Here is a 20,050-nt window from a genome sequence, read left to right as displayed (position 1 = left end):
CAACTGGCTAATCAGACGCGGGTCCATCTTACAGTGATAAATCTTTTCACCCTGTACCATGCGGTACTGTGTGCTTATGCGGTATTAGCAGTCTTTTCAAACTGTTATCCCCCTCTGTAAGGCAGGTTACCCACGCGTTACTCACCCGTCCGCCACTCGCTCGGTAATCACTAGGTTTCATCTCTCGCTCGTTCGACTTGCATGTGTTAGGCACGCCGCCAGCGTTCATCCTGAGCCAGGATCGAACTCTCATCTTACAAATGTTAAGAGATTTCTCTCTTTAAGTTCTTCCCGTTCAAAACTTAAGCTTGGCTTTTGTTCTGTCCGTTATTCTTTACTGCGAATAAATTCGCTACGACTTTTGTCGTTTCTGAAAATCTAATTCTTAGAATCTTCAGGGTCTGTGTATTAATCGATCTTTGATTTTCAAGGTTCGTTTTTGTTTCGCTTGAGAACTTGTTGCTCTCTCGCGACGCCTAGTCACTATATCAAAGGCAATATTTTATGTCAATTGATTTTTTGTTATTTTTATTAATTAATTTTTTAACAATTAAATACATGTAATTCTGCACATTAATTTAACCGTATTAACATCTTTTTTGCATTTTTCGTCAAAAATACGAGTAGTCTGTTTTTTGAAAGTTATTCCGGTTTCAAATACTTTTTTTCGTAAATGCATTTCATCTTTGTGTCATACCTAATCTTTTTCTATAATTTCACTGTTAATTAATCTAAAATAATTTTCTAAAAATTTCTTATTAAAAAAGCATTAACCGTCGACCATATATATACAGGGCATTTTTATCCGGTTTTGGTGAGGTGAGTATATGGAAGATTTGATTATGAACTCGTTTTTAGTTGTTACTTTGATGTTTTTGTTTTCATACATCGCCAAAGGTGTAGCTCATATTTTTGGTGCTGCAATTCCACCTCTCAAAAGGAAGGGTACTGCGTCCTCAAAAATAAAATAAAAGAGTCGTGGTTTTTATTTTAACCTGCGGCTCTTGATATAATAAAACATAATTCTATTTGGATTGATTGACTGGGAGAAGCTGTTCATCTTAAAAAGATGTTACAGCTTCTTGTGTTGTATATTCCACATATTTTCATAATAAAAACACTGCACTCACTATCATTACCCATACAGGAAGAAGCAGTATGCTGAGAATCGTCGAAAGAACGACCACATTTGCGGCAAATGTCACATCACCATCATACTGACTTGCAACGACTGCTGTCATCGAAGCCGCAGGCATGGCTGCAAGAACCACTGCAACTCCTGCTGCAACCGAATCCATATTTACCAGAAAGCATCCAAGCATCACAACCGTTGGTATGATAACAAAACGGATAAATGAATACAGGCAGGTATGCCTGGTAATAAGACCCTTAAATCCGCTTTCCGAAAGGCTCATTCCCAAAAACATCATAGTAAGAGGCGATGTCATGTTTCCTATATTCTGAATACCGGTATTCAGGAACTCAGGAAACTGTATCTGAAATATCATTACTATCATACCCAGCCAGACAGCATTGATGCAGGGATGACTCAGTACCTTTTTTACAACTGTTTTTCGGTCCGGCGCCTCCGTAAAATAAGATACTCCGGCTGACCACATGACTATACGCTGAGGAATCACATAAAGGGCCGAATAAAGATAGCCGAGATTTCCGTAAATTGCTCCGGCTATGATGTTTCCCAGTATTCCCGAATTGGATGCGATAGTTGCATATTGAAATACTGTCTTTCTCTTTTTGGGGAGCCAGTTATAACATACAGACGCAGCCAATGCCAAAAACAGCTGTACCACAACAGACGCCACAAGCATTATCAGACCCTGTTTCAATATCTCTCCATTCATCTCTATCATGAAGGATTTCACGATATTACAGGGAAGAGTCACATACACTATCAGCGCTGTTAGTATCCCCTTTGACTCGCCTTTTACCAGATTCAGTTTTCTCACTATAAAACCTGCAGCCATTTCAAGAAACATAACCGCCTGCAGATTCATAAGCGCATGCATGTCTATCATACCCTGTCGCTCCCAAACACATCGAATTAATTAATATTACTAACCTTCCTAATCTTTCAAGTATAAGGAATAAATTCAGATTAAATTCATTTTAAAAAGCAATTACCTGCATTAATGAATATAAAATACCATAATTTCTTATTTATGATTCATAGATAAACTTTATATATAGAATAACCCGGGAAATATTCCCGGGCATACGTCTATGAATATTATTTTGTCAGTAAGAAAGCAAAGAATTCGTGCTTCTAAACTTTTTTAAATATCAATTTACGAACATGTACTAAGTACTAATCTTCCAAGTTTACTCAAGCCCCTTGATTGTATCGATAAGATAGTCTGTAAACTCCGCAGCACTTGCGTCCTTAGTCTCTGTAGTAAGAACCACCTTTCTCTCTGTAACTGTTGTTATCTCAAGAGCTTTCTCAAGTATGGCTTTACGGTCTGCGAAACCTATATGGGCCATCATTTCACCCATAGCCCTTATAAGAGAGCAGGGATTAGCATAGTTTCCACGACCGTGGCTCATAAGATAAGGCGCAGTTCCATGGATAGCCTCAAAGAGTGCATATTTATTTCCTATATTGGAACTTGAAGCTGTACCTAAGCCTCCCTGATGCTCTGCAGCAACATCTGTTACGATATCACCGTAAAGGTTAGGAAGAACCACAACCTCCATATCCTTGTTGAACTCAGGATCAAGCATCTTCGCTGCTGTAGCATCCACAAGCTTGTCGTTCACTTCTATCTCAGGATACTCTTCCTCCCCGATTCTATGAACTGTCTTAACGAAGTTCCCGTCAACAAGCTTCACGATATTGGCCTTTGTAACTACAGTCACATGCTTCTTACCGTTCTTTCTTGCAAACTCAAAGGCAGCTCTTGCGATTCGTTCAGCTCCCGGTTTTGTGAGAACCTTGAAATCGATTGCAAGATCTTCATTTACCTCGATACCCTTATTGCCGAGGATGTACTCACCTTCGATATTCTCACGGAAGAAGGTCCAGTCAATGTTTCTGTCCGGCATCTTGATGGGGCGAACCGCTGCAAAGAGATTAAGGCCTCTTCGTAAAAGAGAGTTTGCTGAAAGCAGATTAGGCCAAGGGTCCCCGGGTCTCGGTGTTACAAACGGTCCTTTAACAAGCACGTCGCACTTTTTGCACTCTTCCATAACATCCTGAGGCAACGACTCATTAAGCTCTGATCTTCTTTCGATAGTCATACCCTCTATGATATGAATCTCAACCCTGCCTGAAGCAATTTCATCCTTAAGGAGTTCATTGACAACTCTCAGAGCCTGCTCCATGATGATAGGGCCGATTCCGTCTCCCGGAAGGATACCTATTTTTATATGATCAAGTTTTGAAAAATCCTTGATCTCGCTATCCTCCTTCATGGTTTCTATTCTTGCAAGTTCAGCTCTTATGAGATCCCCAAACTTGGCTTCAGCTGCTTTGATCTGTTCTTCTGTACCCATAGTATCATTCTCCTTAAACATTAGAAAAATTACATTTCCGACACTGCTTGTCACATTATCCGAGACAGACCCATAAACTTATTTCTTGTCCTGGATTCATAGTGTTCCGCTGATTTTAATACTGTAATATCAGTGCCTCTGTTCAATATCTGACAACTCACCTCGTTGCTTTATAATTGCCTGTGTTTAAATTATATGGTCATAGCATCATATAGTAAAATATATATTATCACATACACAACATAATATATTTTCTATGCCATTTTCATTTTCACATTCTTATCCACATAATCAATAAGCTCATCCACTATAGCTCTTCGGTTCTTTTCTTTTTTATAAATAAACCAGGTTTTTCTCGATAAGCTGCTCCCGTCCTGCTTCAACATTGGCTGTAATGACAGATTGTATTCATTAACAAAATTATCCGGAAGAAAGCACAAAAGGTATTTATTTCCGCTGGCAATGTTTCGAAAAGCAAACTCAATATAACCAACATCCTCCGACGCTTCCGGAATCTCAGTGCCAAACTGTTCCTGCCACCAGTCCGCGATCTTCTCTTCAGTTTTACTGTTTGTCTGATAAGCAATTCTCTCCATTCGTGGAAGGTCTTTGAGCTTCACCGGTTCTTTGGACACTATATATCCTGCGGTATAATCTATAAGTTCATGATAAACATTATCTATATAATCAGAACGGATAAAAGCCACATCCAGCTTTCCCTCCATGAGCATGTGGTATAAAAGATTACTCTGTTTATTTACTACACGAATGCTTACATTTGGATGGCTTTTGATAAAACTGTCAAGATCATCATATAAAGAGTATTTTGCATAGGTATATGCAGCTCCTATGATTATATTTTCTTTTGTCTGTTCCTTTATAAGGCGTAAGCCCTCCATAACCTCATTTTCAAACTCCAGGTGCTTTACCGATTCTTTGTAGAGAAAGTCTCCCTCTTTTGTAAACACGACCCCCTGGGGCGTTCTTTCCACTATCCTGCAATCCAGCTCCTGCTCCATTATCTGAAGTCTCTTTGTTATGGCTGACTGTGACTTATACATCATTGCAGCAATTTTAGTTATACTTTGTGTCTCATGTAATGCGTTGATTATTCGCCAGTCGCTGTCTTTCATAAATAGCTCCAATCCATCTCAAAGCAAAAAAGTCGGATGTTCTCTTTTATTCCTTTATGATTCCCTTATCCACCAGCTGCTTCTTAAGGTGCTTAAGCTGTCCGCCGTCAAGAATAATCTCCATCTCGGCATCTGATATATCAAGTTTGCATTCGAAGCTGAAACCCCTGGTTTTGTCACGGACGGTTACTTTTCTTGCTTTGATCTGCTCAGGGAAATTCTCTATTTCAAGCTCGTCCAAAAGTTCCAGTTTGTCATAATCCTCCGGATTCTCGAAAAGCATGGGCACTATACCATGATTCATGAGATTTCCCTTATGTATGCGGGCAATGCTTTTGGCGATAACGCACTTGACTCCAAGATACATAGGATTGATAGCGGCATGTTCTCTTGATGATCCCTGACCGTAGTTCTCTCCTCCGATTATGATGGACTTAACAAGTTCTCTGGCTCTTTCGGAAAACTCAGGATCGTAACGGTTATAGCAGTACTTGGACATAAGCGGAATATTGGAACGCATGGACGAAAACTCCGCACCGGCAGGTGTGATATCATCGGTAGAGATATTGTCACGCCCCTTAAGTGAAATCCTGCACTGAAGATGCTTTTCCGGTTTTTCGGGAACAGGCAGGAAAGCGATATTAGGCCCCTTGATAACCTCCACCTTCTCAGCCTCTTCTTCCGGAAGAGGTTTTATGAGCATGGAATCATCCACAAAATAATGATCCGGTTCATGAATCTCTGAAAGCTTCTTAACATCATCTCCCATAATGTCCCATGCTGACGCAAATGTTCCCTTAATGGCGGTTGCCGCAGCTGACTCTGGGGAAACCAGATAGATATTGGCATTAGGAGAACCTGCACGGCCCCGGAAATTTCGATTTGAAGTACGTACCGCTATGCCGTTTGTGGGTGGAACCTGTCCGATGGCACAGCAGGGTCCGCAGCTAAGCTCCATTATGCGTACCCCGGCATCTATGAGCATATCGAGATAGCCGTCCTTCATAAGCTGTTTATAAATCTGCCTGCTTGCGATTCCCGCAGTACACTGGACATTTTCATCCACATGATGTCCCTGCATAACAAGTGCCGCCTTAGCAAAATCAGAATAGGAACCGTTGGTACATGATCCCATGAAGACCTGCTGTACCACAGGATGCTCGGTGAGGGAGCTTATGGGAACAACATTATCCGGCTGATGAGGAAGTGCGATAAGAGGCTCAAGGGAGGAAAGATCCAGTTCCATAACTTCGTCGTACTCCGCGTCCTCATCCGGTGCCATGGGAACAAACTGATCGCCACGATCCTGTGCCTCCATGAATTTCCTGACAACCGAATCCGCGGGGAATATGGATGAAGTAGCGCCCATCTCGGCCCCCATATTGGCGATTGTCAGACGCTCCGGAACCTCTAAAGTTTCAACCCCGGGTCCCACATACTCAAATACCTTTCCAAGTCCACCCTTGATAGTCACACGACGGAGCATCTCAAGTACAACTTCCTTTGCATTTACGCCGGGGCGAAGACTGCCTGTAAGGTTTACCTTGACGATTTTAGGCATGGTGAGTCTCATGGGAAGTCCGGTCATGGCGGTAGCCACATCCATTCCGCCAACTCCTATGCTTAGCATGCCTACCGCTCCCCCTGAAGGTGTATGTGAGTCACCTCCCATGAGAAGCTTGCCTGGAATTGCAAACCTTTGGGTATGAACCATATGACAGATTCCGTTTCCGGGTCTTGAAACATAAACTCCGTATTTCTCTGCTGCAGTTCTTAGATAGATATGATCATCAGGTGTTTTGAAATCAATATAAAGAAGATTGTGATCAAGATTTGATACTGAAATCTCCGTGCGGGCTCTTTTCAGTCCTATCTGCTCAAATGCAAGATAAGTCATGACAGCATTGATATCATGGGTCAGTGTCTGGTCTACTTTTACAAAAACATCCTCTCCCGGTGTCATAGAGCCTGATTCGAAGTGAGACTTAATTATCTTTCTTGTCAATGAATCTCCCATACTTGTTCCTCCTGAAAAAAAGTTTGTTATTAATATTACTATCATTGTAATAGAGGTAAGATTATTAAAAAGAAACCTTCCTCTATCTTTAATCGGATAAACAATAAAAAGTATTATGTTGCGCTTTCGGCAATTTACTTCCACACTAAAAAAGTTGTGTCAAAACCGGAACCGTATACCTATTGCCTGTTATTACTTTAATACATCATTTTCCGGAGGTAGAAATGGAATAATAAAATAATGCCATTCCAAAAAGTGATGCCCTTTTCTGAAATAGTTTTTCCTGAAACCGGCAGCTTCTAAAAGGTATACGCTTTATTACTGCGGCCTCAATTTATATTTCCCTCTTTCACGCCGACAAGATATACAGATTACTATACACGTTTTTCGGTTTTACATTTGGTTTTCAGTATTTATATAGAGTTATGAACATAGAAGATACGGATTTATACTGCAGAATGAATGGTGATTCTCATCCACCGTCCGAAGATAAAAGCATTAAGAGTCTGATATACAAGTTCAATCATTACGGTTACAGCCGCGAGGATTATGCAAAAATCAAACATTCAGTCTATCAGTCCGACTATAATAATACAAAAGCCTTTACAGTCATCTTTATGCTGTTCATGCTTTTTTTTGCCGCGCTCAGCATTTTTCATATAGTTCCCGGGAACTATCTCTTCAAGTATCTGTCTTTCTTTTCTTTGGCATGTATTCTTAAACTCGGGACATTTATCTGGGACCATAAACACGGAACCTACTCTCTTTTGGCCACAAGAGGTGTATTTATACTGCTTATCGGATTCGGAATTGCCGAATCTGTTTATGATGTCAATGTGGTTGCAACAGCCATTCTTCCGATTTTCATAATCACATCAACAGTTTGCGCCAATACTATATTCGAGTATATTTCCATAGTCACCATAGGACTTATGATTTTTATCTGCTCATCCAGCATCTGTAAATCTCCCGGGATCACACATGGTGACATAATAAACGGAGTGACATTTTATCTGGTTTCCATAGTCATGCACTATTACTATCAGAAAGCCCGTCTTGAAAGATTTCACACCTTCCATAAGCTTAATATGATCAAGAAAGAGCTATCCATTAACGCTGCATTTGACAAATTGTCCGGAGCTTTAAACAGAGGGGCTTTCACAGACATAACAAATAAGATCTTTGAGATGCCTCATGAGGATATCGCGGTTTGTTTACTTGACGTAGATGATTTTAAACATATTAACGATAACTACGGTCATGAAAAAGGTGATTATGCCATCGAGGCTCTTGGAAAGGCTGTTTCATCCATACTTAACTGCTCAAAATCCCCTAAAGATGATGCCTTGAATTATTTTCTGAAACCGGAAAACAATTATTTCGGTCGTCTTGGGGGTGACGAGTTCTTTATAATCATAAAGGATGATACGTCAGAAAAACGCATTACGGAATTTGCGGAAAAGCTTAAACAGGAAGTACACCATATCTTTATAGATTCTGACTTCTCTTTATCTTTTTCAATGGGCATAGTCATAGCCCATAAGGATGTACATGATTTTCAGACTGTGTACGCACTGGCAGATAAAGCACTGTATGAGTCAAAAAATAACGGAAAGAACTGCTATACCATATTGCATAGCTAAACTTCTCAATATAAAAAAGCACTTCTGAATATTCAGAAGTGCCTTTTTATATTGAGACCATAGTACGGGCTTCCGTATATACGGTCTTTAGATTCATCATTCAGGGTCTCCATCCTGGCAAAATGTTATGACCCAAGCTTTTATGAACTGCTCGTTCCCCCTGTGAACAGTCCATAAAAGTTTTTGAATCAAAGAGAAATATATGATTGGTTCTGCTTATGCAGTAATCATTAAAGTGGCATAAGTCCGATCATTACAGCAAAGAGCATGCAGATGATGGAGAATACCCAGACATATCCGAAGGATGCCTTGATATGATCCTTGATATCGACCTCAGCCACACCAACACCGAGCAGTGTTGCAGGTACCATCGGGCTGATGAAGGTTGCACAGTTACGGCAAACTACCATAGCGATGGCGATTGGAAGTGCGTCAAGACCGAAGGATGCGCCGATGGCGATCATAACAGGAAGCATTCCGTAGAAATATGAATCTGTATCGAATGCAAGTGCAAGAGGTACAGAAAGGATACCGATAACAAGTGGAAGATGATTTCCAAGTGTTGTTGGAAGGATCATTGAAATGATAGAAGCCATGTTTGAAACAACTGATGTCTTCGCCATCTCAACACCCGGCTTAGCGATAACAGCAGCGCCGTCAGCATTGAATCCATACACAAGTATACCCATAAGTACGGCAGCACCCATAAGTGTTGAACACATCATAAGTGCAGGACCGGCATGACGGTTGATGATCTTCTTCTGCATCTTAACAGGTGTGTAGTTTACAAGGATGGCAGCTGCAACGCCAAGCATGAAAGGAACATAGCTTGGGAACTGATCCCATACGAGAAGAGCGATAACTGCGATGGTAAGAAGGATGTTGAATGCAAAAAGCTTAGGTCTTGCAAGGTCATTCTCTTCCTTAACCTGCTGAACATCCTCTGTATCCTCAGAAGCACCCTGCTCAGCAAGCTTTCCGTGAAGACCTGCACCTCTCTTCTTTTCCTGGATACCGGCAAGAACCGCATGGCCAAGGCAAAGAGCGATTCCGAAAATCTGGATAGGAATGATGGTCCTCCAGAGAGCACCGGCCTCAACACCGAGAACAGAAGCAGCTCTCATTGTAGGTCCTGCCCATGGCATAAGGTTAAGTACACCCATTGAAAGAACGGCACATCTTAAAAGAGTTGTCTTTCTCATGTGCATCTTCTTATATACAGGAAGCATTGCAGGTACAACGATAAGGAAGGTTGAAGCTCCGCCACCGTCAAGATGACCTATAAGAGCTATTACGGATGTCATGACAGTAACGCCGATAACATTGTCACCAACCAGCTTCATGAGCTTGTCAATGATTACATCGAACATTCCTGCATCAGTCATGATTCCGAAATAAAGAACTGAGAAAACGAAAAGTGCTGCTGTAGCTCCGGTGCTTCCGAAACCGCCCTTAATGAGCTTTCCAACCTGCTCTATATCATAGTATCCGCCAAGCACAAGAATAAGTGCAAGAATTGACGGGAATACGATAAATGCAATGCTGGGAATTGTCTTGCTCTTGAAAAGTGTCACAACGATCGCAACGATCGTAAGAAATCCAAGAATACCAACTACAGTTGTTGTCATAGATTTTCTCCCCCGATTAAATTATAAACTCAGATAAATAAAGTGCACATTTCCCTGGGATTCTGAACTGCGATCATCCCCAGTGCATTTCATATTTATCTCTCAGCGGAGGCTATCTTATTAAACAAACCTTAACATAGCACCATGTATACATTAATATTCATTAATCCGAACCTTACAATTCGTTAAGATTCTTTATGTTACTGAAGATCTGCTCTGCAAGCCGTATAATCTCAGTTTCCGAAACGGGTTTCTCCATATAGCCGTTAATGATTCCCCTCTTCTTTGCTTCAACTATATCCCTGTTTATGCTGTCTGCCATGATGATTTTAAGAGACTCCTTTTTGTCGGAAAACTCAGACATAAAAATATCTGTTCCGGAATAATTACCCACATTTTCATCAATGAGAACTATGTCAGCTGCCATCTCCTGAAGCTCCATGTGCAGAGCTTCAACAGAATCGCACATAACTGCATTTATGTTTTCTCTGGCATTAAGGCCATCCTTCAGAAGGGAAAGTATCCTGTGGTTATCGTCAACCACAATAACGTTAATCTTTCTGAGCTTTATCTTAGGAGCCTGCTTTGCAAGGCCCTCCTCTCCTTCCTCGATTATTCCCTGCCCAAGCACAACATCCACCTGCATTTTCTCCTGCTCAAAAAAAGAAGTCATGGCATCACGGGATTTTTCAAGTACATTTTTTGCCCTGTTTTCATCTCCCAGTACCTCTACCACAGGAAAATATACAAAGAATGTGGTCCCCTTTCCTATTTCAGAATCTATATGAATGATTCCTTTATGTTCTTCCACTATCTGTTCCGCAAGGGACAGACCGAGACCTGTTCCCTCTCCGGGTCTCTTGGTTGTATAAAAAGGTTCAAATATCTGCTTCCTGACATTTTCACTCATTCCAACACCATTATCGCTTATTTCAAATACCAGATATTTTTTGAATACTCTTTCCTTTATGAACTCTTTTATTTTGATATCAGTTTGTTCTCTGATATAGGCCTTAAGCAGGAGTTTTCCATCCGTCCTGTTACTCATAGCCTGAATTCCGTTTACCGTGATGTTTAGAAGTACCTGATTTATCTGAGTACTGTTGCCAAGGATATATTCTTCTTTTACATCGTTTTCCGTTGTAAGTTCCACGGATTCCGGACATATGGATTCTGCCATACGAAAAAATCTGTTCACAAGTTTTGATGCCTCCAGATTTCTGAATATGGTCTCTACATTTTTTCTGCTCATGGCAGACATCTGGTGCACCACATCCTTTGCCTTTTCAGAAGCCTGAAGTATCTCTCTTGCGCTGTCGTATTCGTCAGAGTCTTCAGGAAGAGACATCATAAGAAGTTCAGCGTGTCCCATGATAGGTGTAAGGAAATTGTTGAATTCATGGGCTATACCCCCGGTCATGGTTCCCATGATCTGAAGTCTCTGCTGGTGAGCAATGGCATTTTCGCTCTTATGCATCTCCTCAAGCACCTGATTTAGATTTTTAAGGTAATCTATCTCATGGGCTGCTCTGTTGTTCACCGAAATAAGTCTTATCATGCCTACAGACGCGAAAACGAACACAAGCAGTATCCCTATGGCCACCATAACTATCCCCTGAAATCCTTCAAGAATAGGCTGATAATAATCATCATAATCCACAACCGCACTTACCACCCAGAAAGCATCGCCTATCTTCACAGGGCTGTAACCGCTTATCTTCCTGACTCTCGGAATTTCATCTTCCATCCACCAGTATGAATAGTAATCCGCTACACCCTCTTCACCCCTGTTCTGTTTTTCCAGAAGACGTTCAAGGCTCTGATAATCAAGATCCGGAAACATTTCCATTCTTCCTGATATAACGCTGATTCCCCACTGATCCTTTGAAGGGTGCATGAGCATGATATTATCTGAATTCTTCACTACGATGTATCCGTTTGTTCCAATGTGTACATCAGACAAAATATTCTCGTAATACCTGTCCTCATCTATCGCGTAACAGACATAAGCTGCTTCAGAGCCATCTTCCTTTTTATTCAGCTGTTTTTTAAAAATCAGAATATCTTTATCTACGATCTTACCTGAATCCAAAGCATTATTTTCTCCGGCATGAGAAAAAAGATCTGCATGTCCCTGCCAGATACTTATTCCGTTTCCCGCATCAGAGATCATCTGAAGGTCTTTTATTTCAAAACTGTTACGAGAATCATCCCCTGCTTCATTTCCCGCAGGCATAAAGGATTTTATGATATTTCCGTTTTCGTCCTCGACATAGACATTAAGCGCCAGATCGAGACCGCTTTCGAGATACTTCTGAAGTATCCCTTCATCATCCTTTTCCCCGGCCATAACAGAAAAGAATTCCAGCTCCTTCATATAATTGTCCATATCCGAACTCATATTTCTGCTGATGGTCCGGGCCATCAAAAGAAGCTGATCCTGTTGATTTTTCATTAGAGTATTTCTGTAATCATGAAACACCTTGAGTCCTGTCAGGAGCAGGATACCTGTGCTTATTATGCCTATAACCGCAAGTATCATGTATTTCCAGTTCATTCCTGTTTTTTTCATGATACCCGCATTCAGGATTTCTTCATATCTTGTTTGTATGGGATTTTTCTTCATATCTAACTTTTCCGGGCCCGGGATTCCTTTCCGAATTCACTCAGCCCCTATGAGACTATCAAACTTCATTATCTGTCAAGTATTTCAAACTTCATTGTCTTGACGAACTATACCATATAATTTAGAATTAAACCTTAATGTTTATTAAGATTTGAAATGGATAGGATATACAAGATGGCAGATAAGGTATTGATTGTTGACGATGATGTAAACATTTGCAGACTCCTTGAAAAAGTTATGAGAAGTAATGAAATAACTTCAGAAACTGCAAATTCCGGCAAAGAAGCTCTTATGAAAATTTCAACCGGGCATTTCGATCTGATTCTTATGGATGTGACCCTCGGTGACATGGAAGGTTTTGATGTTATCAAAAAAATAAGAGCCGATCATATATCGACTCCTATTATTATCATTTCCGGAAGAAATGAAGACTATGATTCTGTCTATGGTCTTTCCATCGGAGCCGATGACTATATAACAAAGCCATTTCGTCCCATGATACTGGGGGCCAAGGTAAAAGCGCTTATACGCAGAAACCGTCAGGCCCTTTCCGAAAACAGCGGTCTGAGCAGTACCATCCTTACAGTAGGTCAGTTTTCCTATGACACCTCTACCATGAGGTTTTACAAGGGTACTGAAGAGCTGTTCCTTTCTTCAAAGGAAGCCGCCCTACTCCTTCTCTTTCTTAAAAATCCTCAGCAGGTATTCAATAAGGATGTGATATACGATCACGTATGGGGCAATTCCATAGCTGTTGATGACAATGCCATCATGGTTTACATAAACAGACTCCGAAGCAAAATTGAGGAAGATTCCAAAAAACCCACTCACATATTAACAGTCCGGGGACTGGGCTACAGATTTGTTCCATGATTCAAACTACTGTTATCGGCAGATTAAAATGATACTTAAACAAAGTATTTATAATTTTTCACTGTCTTGAAATAACGATTTCACCAAGTTCACGTTTGGGCACAAAATGTGTTCCGTTTTCATCCCGATAATAATTGATGCTGCCGTCCTTTGGAAGATCAACGAGCTTCACTGTTTCAGCCGGTTCTCCGAGGGCGATGACCAGCAGCGGAACGAGATTTTCCGGAAGGTTCAGATATTCTGTGAGAGGCTCAAGTCCGAAATTCCTTATCATAAGACCACCAAGATCTTTTTCAGCCGCCGCAAGAAGAAGTGTCTGTGCCGCTATTCCCACATCTATCATTACAGCCTGGGTATTTGGCTGAATGTCTTTATCCTGAAGTATAACAACAAACGCTGCAGGATGTGTTCCGTCCTTTGGAAGATGAAGCTCCGGAAGAGCACCTCCCCATCTGGTAAGGCCAAGTATACCTTCAACCTCTTCCTTTTCCTGAGCAATGTAGTATTTCAAAGGCTGCTTATTGGCTGCTGAAGCTGTAATTCGCGCAGTGTCTATAAGATCAAAAAGCTCCTCTTTTGTTATCTTTCTGTCTTCGTTGTACCCTCTGTAGCTTCTGTTTTTAATTACTATGTCCTTAAACATACATTCCTCCCGCTTTAATCACTCAATAATCGTTACCACTACAAGTATAAATCAAATTTTATATTCTTATCATGATTTTTTACATTTAAAGAATAATTATTCATGGTAGAATATAGGATACTTCAATATTCTGTTTGTTTATGAAAAGGTAATGCCTATGACCACAAGAGAACTTTTATATGTTAAGACCGTAGCCGATACTCATAATATTTCCAAAGCGGCAAAAAAACTCTTTGTTGCCCAGCCTTCACTGTCCCAGTCTCTTCAACGTATTGAAGAATCCATAGGTACCAAGATCTTCATCAGAGGTTCCGACGGACTGAAACTCACTTATGCAGGTGAAAGGTATTACCAGATGGCCTGTAAGATACTGAAGATCTACGATGATTTTGAGGCTGAAATCAGTGACATGAACGACCTGAAGACAGGTCATATAAGCTTTGGCATCACCAACCATCTCGGTGCCATTGCATTACCGCTGGTAGTACCGCAATTCAAAGATGAGTGTCCGGGAATCGACCTTGATATCTTTGAGGGTTCCACGGAACTTCAGGAAGAAAAACTCATTTCCGGAGATCTTGACTTTTCTGTCATGCATGCCCCTGTAGAGGGCACTGAAGCAAACCCTTCTCTGAATTATGAAATTCTTGCGAGACACCCCTTTGTACTTGCCATATCCAGCAAGAACCCTCTTGTAAATAAGGCTGTTCAGATGGAAGGCTATCCTTATCCTGTTCTTGATGTCAAGCTTCTTGCGGATCAGCCACTACTGACTCTGCTAAAGGAACAGCGTATACGCCATGTCACAGATTCAGTTCTGAAAAAAGCAGGGATACATCCGGAGATAAAATTCGTATCCAGAAACTATATGACTCTGGAAAAGCTTGCCGCCGAGAACATAGGTTTTACTCTTTTGCCATCCGACTATGTCAATGTCAACAAATATGACAACCCTCCGGTTTTTCTCTCCATCGATAATAAGTATTCCGCCTACTGGAGCCTATGTATAACCACTCTTAAAGGAGCTTTTCTTTCAAGAGCCGATGAACGGTTTATTCAAATTATACGAGAAAAGATGTCCACAAGAGACAGGTGATTATCTTTAATCCCCGGCTGATTCTTTCGATGTTCCATGAAACTTATCTTCTCTTTTACATGAAAAATCCGCCGGAGTCCTTTTCACTCCGGCGGATTGGTTTTATTAAAAAAATTATGAATCGAATGTCAAAAAGGAAATCAGAACCTTTCTTCCTTCAGCGGCTCTAAAATATCCTTCTCTTCCATACATATCTTTGAATGCCTCAGTCTTTCGGCTTCATATAAAATCTTCCCGACAGCTCTGCTGTTCTTATGGAATTTATAAAAGCACAGGGATCTATTTCTTTAACCTTGATCATAACCTTCTTTGCATCATCCGCACCTATTACAGAATATACAACATGATACTCCCTATGCTCATGAGACCCCTGAGCTGTCATAATGGACGCTCCATGATGACATACATCATAAATCATTTGAGCTATTTCCTGCGGCTTCTCTGTTATGATAAAAAGTGTCTGTCTCTGATATGCCCTGTAAAGAGTATGCAGTGTCTGAGTGGATACATACTGGAATACTATGGAATAAAGCGCCTTATCCCATCCAAAGAGAAGACCTGCCGCCACCAGAATGACAACATTGAAACCAAGTACCAGATTCCAGGTTTCCATACCTCTCTTTTGACTGAGATAAATTGCGATGAAATCAGTACCTCCGGAGGTTGCATCCACACTGAGGCACATACTGACCACAACTCCGTTTATGATTCCTCCGAAAATCGCTATCAACAATGTATCATAGGTTATGACATGTTCAGGTATCAGATCCGTAAAGAAACCCGAACATAATATCATCACCAGTGAAAACAGAGTAAATTTTTTTCCTATAAATTTAAACCCTATATATATGGGAATCGCATTTAAGGTGAAATTTATAATTGAGTACGGAAGTTCTCTCGATAAATAAATCTGACTTATCCTCTGTATAAGTACCGTAAGACCTGTTGCTCCTCCGGGATATAATCCGCCTGTTCTTACAAAAATTTTGACATTAACCGCCATCAGTAACGATGCCAGTACAACAACTATAAGTCTCTTCAGATCTCTCTTAAAATCAAACTTCATAGTCATTACCTTTTCCAATTCTTATTTATGATAACTATTTTGCCTGTATATCATAACTACCAGATATACCAGCATTAACTCTTTGTTATCCTTGAATACAATACTCTCCATTTATTTCAAAGTCCAGCGGGTTTTGAATTATTTATACGATTTTTATATCAATCATGCAGATAAAAAAACAGAAGCGATATTTCTACCGGCTTCTGTTTATGATTTTACCTTTTCAGCTTACCATCTCAAGGCTTTTCTTCATCTTACCATGATTTGTTTTTTTTTCCTCATAAAGCATGGCATCTGCCCGCTCTATAAGGGCGTTTAAACTCACCTTATCTGAACTCTTTACATATCTCGTCCATCCTATGGAGACATCCATGCTGAATGGAAGCTGTTCTGCTGATATGGCCTTTCGCAGTATAGTATGAATTTCCTCACTTATCCTCTCAACCTCATGCTTATCAGCAGTTTCAACGACAACTATAAACTCATCTCCGCCAAATCTTGCAACAAAACGATTAGGTTCATAGGAGCAGACCTTCTTAAGGACCTTTGCCAGTACCTTCAAAGCATGATCACCTTCATTATGTCCGTAAGTATCATTGATTTTCTTGAAACGATCTATATCCATGATCATAAGGTACAGTCCAGGTGCTCCGGAATTTCTGGCAGCATTCATCTTTACGGTCATAAACCTGTAAAGCTCATTTCTGTTATTAAGCTTTGTAAGCGGATCAAGTGAAACAAGATCGTTTGTAAACTCTATGTATATGAGAAGAAGCGCTATAGTCAGTCCAAAGCAGAGGAAAGGTATCCTTGTATGAAATACCTGTACTATACCGAGACCAACCGAGAATACCGGAAATATACCTATAGCCTTATACATATTTCTCTTTGCATAGTTCTCCTTGAGAAGGGACTTGTATATGGCTCTGACAGCCACCGCTATAGGATACGCAATGATAAGAAGAATAAGGAGCGGGTACAAAGGACCCAACACCAGTTCTCCGTTGCCATCAACATAGATGTACATCTTATGTATAGGTGTCGTTACCGTTGCGGCAATATTCAGTATACAGGGAATAGCCGTCAGTAAATGAACCCCCGGCTCTTCTATTTTTTTGTTTCCTTCGTAGAGCAGCATGAAATACGAAACAACATATGACATGGTAGCTGCTGCCCAATAGTAAATAATGTTTGTAAGATACAAAAGAAACGGAGTGGTCATTATCCTTCCGCTGTCCACAAGTACCCAAAACATATCCGTAGTGAGATAGACCATGGCAGTTGCCAATGTTTCTCCAAAAAACATCTGCCGCCGTTGTCGATCAACACTATGACTGGTTTTAAAATACAGAATAAGCAAAATCAGAATACAGAACACATTTGCCTCTATATAGTAAAACGCATAATCGCCCACTAAATCATTTATCATTAAAATCCCCTATATCTTTAAAAAAACTTAGATACATTGTTAAAATCATAAGTGATATTGCAATTCCTGTCAAACTTTAGTTGACTTCCATGCGCCAAAAATTTTATGAAATTGTTACTGTTCACAGGTGAACTTGTAGTAAAACAGCCGATCCGTTAAACTGAGTCTCAGTAATAACGGGTCGGCTGTTCTGCCAACTATGAGTCAAATCTTTGTGTCACTTCATCAAACACATTGGCTCCTTCATTTTGCCGTATCTTAACAAGCACGCTCTTGCCTTCACAATGATGCGTTATTGTATCAAAGCATCTGAAAGACATCACCTGCCCTTGTTTGCGCTTGTAGCCACGTAGAAAGCGCTCCGCTATGTTGTTTGTGCTCGGTACATTGACATTATGAAGAAACAGAAGATGTTCTTTGGAATGTTTTCTCATTCTCAAATATAGGTTATACCCATCTTTGTAGTATTTACTCGGAGGCACATACTCATATTCATCTCTGGCTGTTTCCAGCACTTTCATATACCTTGTCTCGAAATCGGCAACAACCTCCGAATCCATATCTGATTCGTGTTCATTACGATAATGGATCATTTCCCGGAGAAGTTCTCTCATTGATCTGTGCCAGGTTTTCTCTGGTTCCATCTCCATTCCATCTTTCAGATACCGGAGGATATGAGCCAGACATTCTTGGTGTTCTGAACCATAGTTATAGAAAGTGGATTCATGATCATGTACCAGTATGCCATTATAGTATTCTGTCACTGTACCTTTTACGCCTTCGTGTCCCTTTTTTTTGCGCGCAAAATAAAGCGCTGTTCCATCAGGCGCAACATTGATGAATACATATGCACTTTTACCGTTATAGCGAGCATTTGTGCAGTCCGTATGCATGACAGGCATAAGAAGCATCTCTTTAAAGGTTTCAGTTCGCTCTTCTTCGGTTTTTTCAGCAAACTCTTTTCCGAGTTTATTGATCATACCCTTCGAGATATTTAATTGATTGTTGGTGAGTTCTGCCAGAAAACGGCTGCTTTTATCAATAGAGACATTACAATCATTATTCAAGAGATAAAGGAATGCTTTGATACTTCCTCCATAGTTGACATCATCAACGACACCTTTAGGAAACGGAGCATGGTATTTCTCGCCCGTCCTTGAATTTCTATAGACTTTTGCGCGATATTCAACCACCTCAAGTACAAGCCTGATATTAACCAGCTGTTTCACAACTTCCTTGTTTGTTTCCTTGTAATCGGGATCATTTAAGATCTCGGATGAGGCAGGGAGAAATATCTTGCTTGTTGGTGCTAGTTTTCTGCGTCCATGACCTTGATGACCAGGCTGAGCTCCGGGTTTACGACCGGTTTTCTCACGATTATTTGTGATCTTTTTATGATTAACAGACTGTGAAGAGGGTTTTGAAGAATTCTCATAATCCCGGTTTATTTGCGCTATCAGTTTTTTGTTTTTCTCACGCTCATCTTCAAGTTCAGACGCTAATGCATAGTTAGCCTGTCGAAGTTCACTGTTTTTTTCTTTTAACTCATCATTCTTTTTGAGTGCACCAAGATAGAGCTCATAAATCTGATGGATACGACGTATGAGCTCCTTGGTCTTTGCCTTATGATCTTTTTCCTGATCTTCACAGACTTCCTGACACCATTTCCATATCTTTTCATTGATATGTGTAAGTTCCTGGATACGGGCATTTTTCTGGTCTATAGTTCTTTGAAAAGCACGGTTAGCCTTTCTATGTTCTTCTTTCATAGTCTGGTATATTTCCCCTGACTCGAAATCAGATATCTTTGTTAACGCAGCCTTTAACCGCATCTGAAGTTGTCCAATAAGATCAGTTTTTGTCATAGTCAAAATTTAAATTTCTTTTTAGCCTTATCAAGTATACCGTTAAAAAACGATAGCTCCTTTTCCTGCAATTCCAAGAGTTCTTTCAGTTGTTCATTTAACTCTGTAAGTGATTTATTCTCTTCCTCAAGACCAGCTATCTGTTTCTCATATCCTTTGATTAGCTGTTCCTGCATTGCTATAATTTTTTCTTCCTGTTTTCCCATGACTGTTACTCCTGAAAAAAGTATAGCAAAAAGCTCGATTTTACGCGAATTTCAAGGATTTGACATTCCGTCAAAATGACATGTGTATAAGCTTATGATTCGTCAGAAACCGGAAAAAATCGGACATGGATTTCCACATTTTCTGACATATGGACCAGAATAAACCGCGAATTGTGGATTACACAGATGATATAGGAGTTAATTTAAAAAATCCGAGAGGCTGTCCACAACAGCGTCTCGGATCCTTTGAAAATTAAATTTTTAAATTCAGCATTTTTAACAATATGAAATAGTAGGGGTGTGAACAGTAAC

Annotated in this window: 14 protein-coding genes and 1 rRNA gene; 3 read left to right on the top strand and 12 right to left on the bottom strand. The window is 40.4% G+C overall.

What is annotated here, in order from left to right; genetic code table 11:
• The 5 genes from T515_RS14055 to T515_RS14035 all read right to left on the bottom strand — a co-directional run.
• A 16S ribosomal RNA gene (locus T515_RS14055) occupies window positions 1-257 on the bottom strand; the annotation flags it as partial.
• A gap of 849 nt (window positions 258-1,106) precedes the next feature.
• Window positions 1,107-2,036 carry an AEC family transporter gene (locus tag T515_RS14050; RefSeq protein WP_036612512.1) on the bottom strand — a complete coding sequence of 310 codons (930 nt, stop codon included), beginning with the start codon at window positions 2,034-2,036 and terminating at the stop codon, window positions 1,107-1,109.
• A gap of 304 nt (window positions 2,037-2,340) precedes the next feature.
• Entirely contained in the window at window positions 2,341-3,513 is a 1,173-nt protein-coding gene (locus T515_RS14045; RefSeq protein ID WP_036612509.1) for an isocitrate/isopropylmalate family dehydrogenase, read from the bottom strand.
• Window positions 3,514-3,767: 254 nt separating this feature from the next.
• Complete coding sequence (locus T515_RS14040) at window positions 3,768-4,646, bottom strand: LysR family transcriptional regulator (protein WP_036612507.1); 879 nt, start codon at window positions 4,644-4,646, stop codon at window positions 3,768-3,770.
• A gap of 46 nt (window positions 4,647-4,692) precedes the next feature.
• Window positions 4,693-6,663: an aconitate hydratase gene (locus T515_RS14035; RefSeq protein WP_036612504.1), complete on the bottom strand. Its 1,971-nt coding sequence runs from the start codon at window positions 6,661-6,663 to the stop codon at window positions 4,693-4,695.
• 425 nt (window positions 6,664-7,088) lie between these two features.
• Between T515_RS14035 and T515_RS14030 the strand changes: the two genes are divergently transcribed.
• Complete coding sequence (locus T515_RS14030) at window positions 7,089-8,306, top strand: GGDEF domain-containing protein (protein ID WP_036612501.1); 1,218 nt, start codon at window positions 7,089-7,091, stop codon at window positions 8,304-8,306.
• A 230-nt stretch (window positions 8,307-8,536) separates the two neighbouring features.
• Here T515_RS14030 and T515_RS14025 read toward each other — a convergent pair whose 3' ends face one another.
• Together T515_RS14025 and T515_RS16840 are read right to left on the bottom strand one after the other, a co-directional pair.
• Complete coding sequence (locus tag T515_RS14025) at window positions 8,537-9,934, bottom strand: CitMHS family transporter (protein WP_036612498.1); 1,398 nt, start codon at window positions 9,932-9,934, stop codon at window positions 8,537-8,539.
• A gap of 175 nt (window positions 9,935-10,109) precedes the next feature.
• Complete coding sequence (locus T515_RS16840; RefSeq protein ID WP_197026460.1) at window positions 10,110-12,506, bottom strand: ATP-binding protein; 2,397 nt, start codon at window positions 12,504-12,506, stop codon at window positions 10,110-10,112.
• Between the two features lie 228 nt (window positions 12,507-12,734).
• On the opposite strand from T515_RS16840, the gene T515_RS14015 reads away from it, so the two are divergent.
• The gene (locus T515_RS14015) at window positions 12,735-13,433 is read left to right on the top strand and encodes a response regulator transcription factor (protein WP_036612496.1); all 699 of its coding nucleotides are present in this window, start codon (window positions 12,735-12,737) and stop codon (window positions 13,431-13,433) included.
• A gap of 58 nt (window positions 13,434-13,491) precedes the next feature.
• On the opposite strand, the gene T515_RS14010 is transcribed toward T515_RS14015, so the two are convergent.
• Window positions 13,492-14,076: a nitroreductase family protein gene (locus tag T515_RS14010; RefSeq protein ID WP_036612493.1), complete on the bottom strand. Its 585-nt coding sequence runs from the start codon at window positions 14,074-14,076 to the stop codon at window positions 13,492-13,494.
• A 157-nt stretch (window positions 14,077-14,233) separates the two neighbouring features.
• Between T515_RS14010 and T515_RS14005 the strand changes: the two genes are divergently transcribed.
• A complete protein-coding gene (locus T515_RS14005; protein ID WP_036612491.1) occupies window positions 14,234-15,172 on the top strand; it encodes a LysR family transcriptional regulator in 939 nt (312 codons plus the stop codon).
• Window positions 15,173-15,377: 205 nt separating this feature from the next.
• Here T515_RS14005 and T515_RS14000 read toward each other — a convergent pair whose 3' ends face one another.
• From T515_RS14000 to T515_RS13980, 4 genes are all read right to left on the bottom strand, one after another.
• A complete protein-coding gene (locus T515_RS14000) occupies window positions 15,378-16,238 on the bottom strand; it encodes a YitT family protein (protein ID WP_036612515.1) in 861 nt (286 codons plus the stop codon).
• Window positions 16,239-16,461: 223 nt separating this feature from the next.
• Window positions 16,462-17,667: a GGDEF domain-containing protein gene (locus T515_RS13995; RefSeq protein WP_036612488.1), complete on the bottom strand. Its 1,206-nt coding sequence runs from the start codon at window positions 17,665-17,667 to the stop codon at window positions 16,462-16,464.
• 197 nt (window positions 17,668-17,864) lie between these two features.
• Entirely contained in the window at window positions 17,865-19,532 is a 1,668-nt protein-coding gene (locus tag T515_RS17205) for an IS66 family transposase (RefSeq protein WP_081832698.1), read from the bottom strand.
• A 2-nt stretch (window positions 19,533-19,534) separates the two neighbouring features.
• Window positions 19,535-19,738, bottom strand: a complete 204-nt coding sequence (locus tag T515_RS13980) for a hypothetical protein (protein WP_036608937.1) — start codon at window positions 19,736-19,738, stop codon at window positions 19,535-19,537.
• Window positions 19,739-20,050 lie beyond the last annotated feature (312 nt).

The organism is Oribacterium sp. P6A1, from assembly GCF_000702885.1.
Classification (GTDB): domain Bacteria; phylum Bacillota; class Clostridia; order Lachnospirales; family Lachnospiraceae; genus Oribacterium.
This window is presented reverse-complemented; position numbering and strand designations above follow the sequence as displayed.

Bases quoted from the DNA above. Each gene is read 5' to 3' on its own strand.
- T515_RS14050 (WP_036612512.1), bottom strand. From the start codon at position 2,036: ATGATAGACATGCATGCGCTTATGAATCTGCAGGCGGTTATGTTTCTT.
- T515_RS14045 (WP_036612509.1), bottom strand. From the start codon at position 3,513: ATGGGTACAGAAGAACAGATCAAAGCAGCTGAAGCCAAGTTTGGGGAT.
- T515_RS14040 (WP_036612507.1), bottom strand. From the start codon at position 4,646: ATGAAAGACAGCGACTGGCGAATAATCAACGCATTACATGAGACACAA.
- T515_RS14035 (WP_036612504.1), bottom strand. From the start codon at position 6,663: ATGGGAGATTCATTGACAAGAAAGATAATTAAGTCTCACTTCGAATCA.
- T515_RS14030 (WP_036612501.1), top strand. From the start codon at position 7,089: ATGAACATAGAAGATACGGATTTATACTGCAGAATGAATGGTGATTCT.
- T515_RS14025 (WP_036612498.1), bottom strand. From the start codon at position 9,934: ATGACAACAACTGTAGTTGGTATTCTTGGATTTCTTACGATCGTTGCG.
- T515_RS16840 (WP_197026460.1), bottom strand. From the start codon at position 12,506: ATGAAAAAAACAGGAATGAACTGGAAATACATGATACTTGCGGTTATA.
- T515_RS14015 (WP_036612496.1), top strand. From the start codon at position 12,735: ATGGCAGATAAGGTATTGATTGTTGACGATGATGTAAACATTTGCAGA.
- T515_RS14010 (WP_036612493.1), bottom strand. From the start codon at position 14,076: ATGTTTAAGGACATAGTAATTAAAAACAGAAGCTACAGAGGGTACAAC.
- T515_RS14005 (WP_036612491.1), top strand. From the start codon at position 14,234: ATGACCACAAGAGAACTTTTATATGTTAAGACCGTAGCCGATACTCAT.
- T515_RS14000 (WP_036612515.1), bottom strand. From the start codon at position 16,238: ATGAAGTTTGATTTTAAGAGAGATCTGAAGAGACTTATAGTTGTTGTA.
- T515_RS13995 (WP_036612488.1), bottom strand. From the start codon at position 17,667: ATGATAAATGATTTAGTGGGCGATTATGCGTTTTACTATATAGAGGCA.
- T515_RS17205 (WP_081832698.1), bottom strand. From the start codon at position 19,532: ATGACAAAAACTGATCTTATTGGACAACTTCAGATGCGGTTAAAGGCT.
- T515_RS13980 (WP_036608937.1), bottom strand. From the start codon at position 19,738: ATGGGAAAACAGGAAGAAAAAATTATAGCAATGCAGGAACAGCTAATC.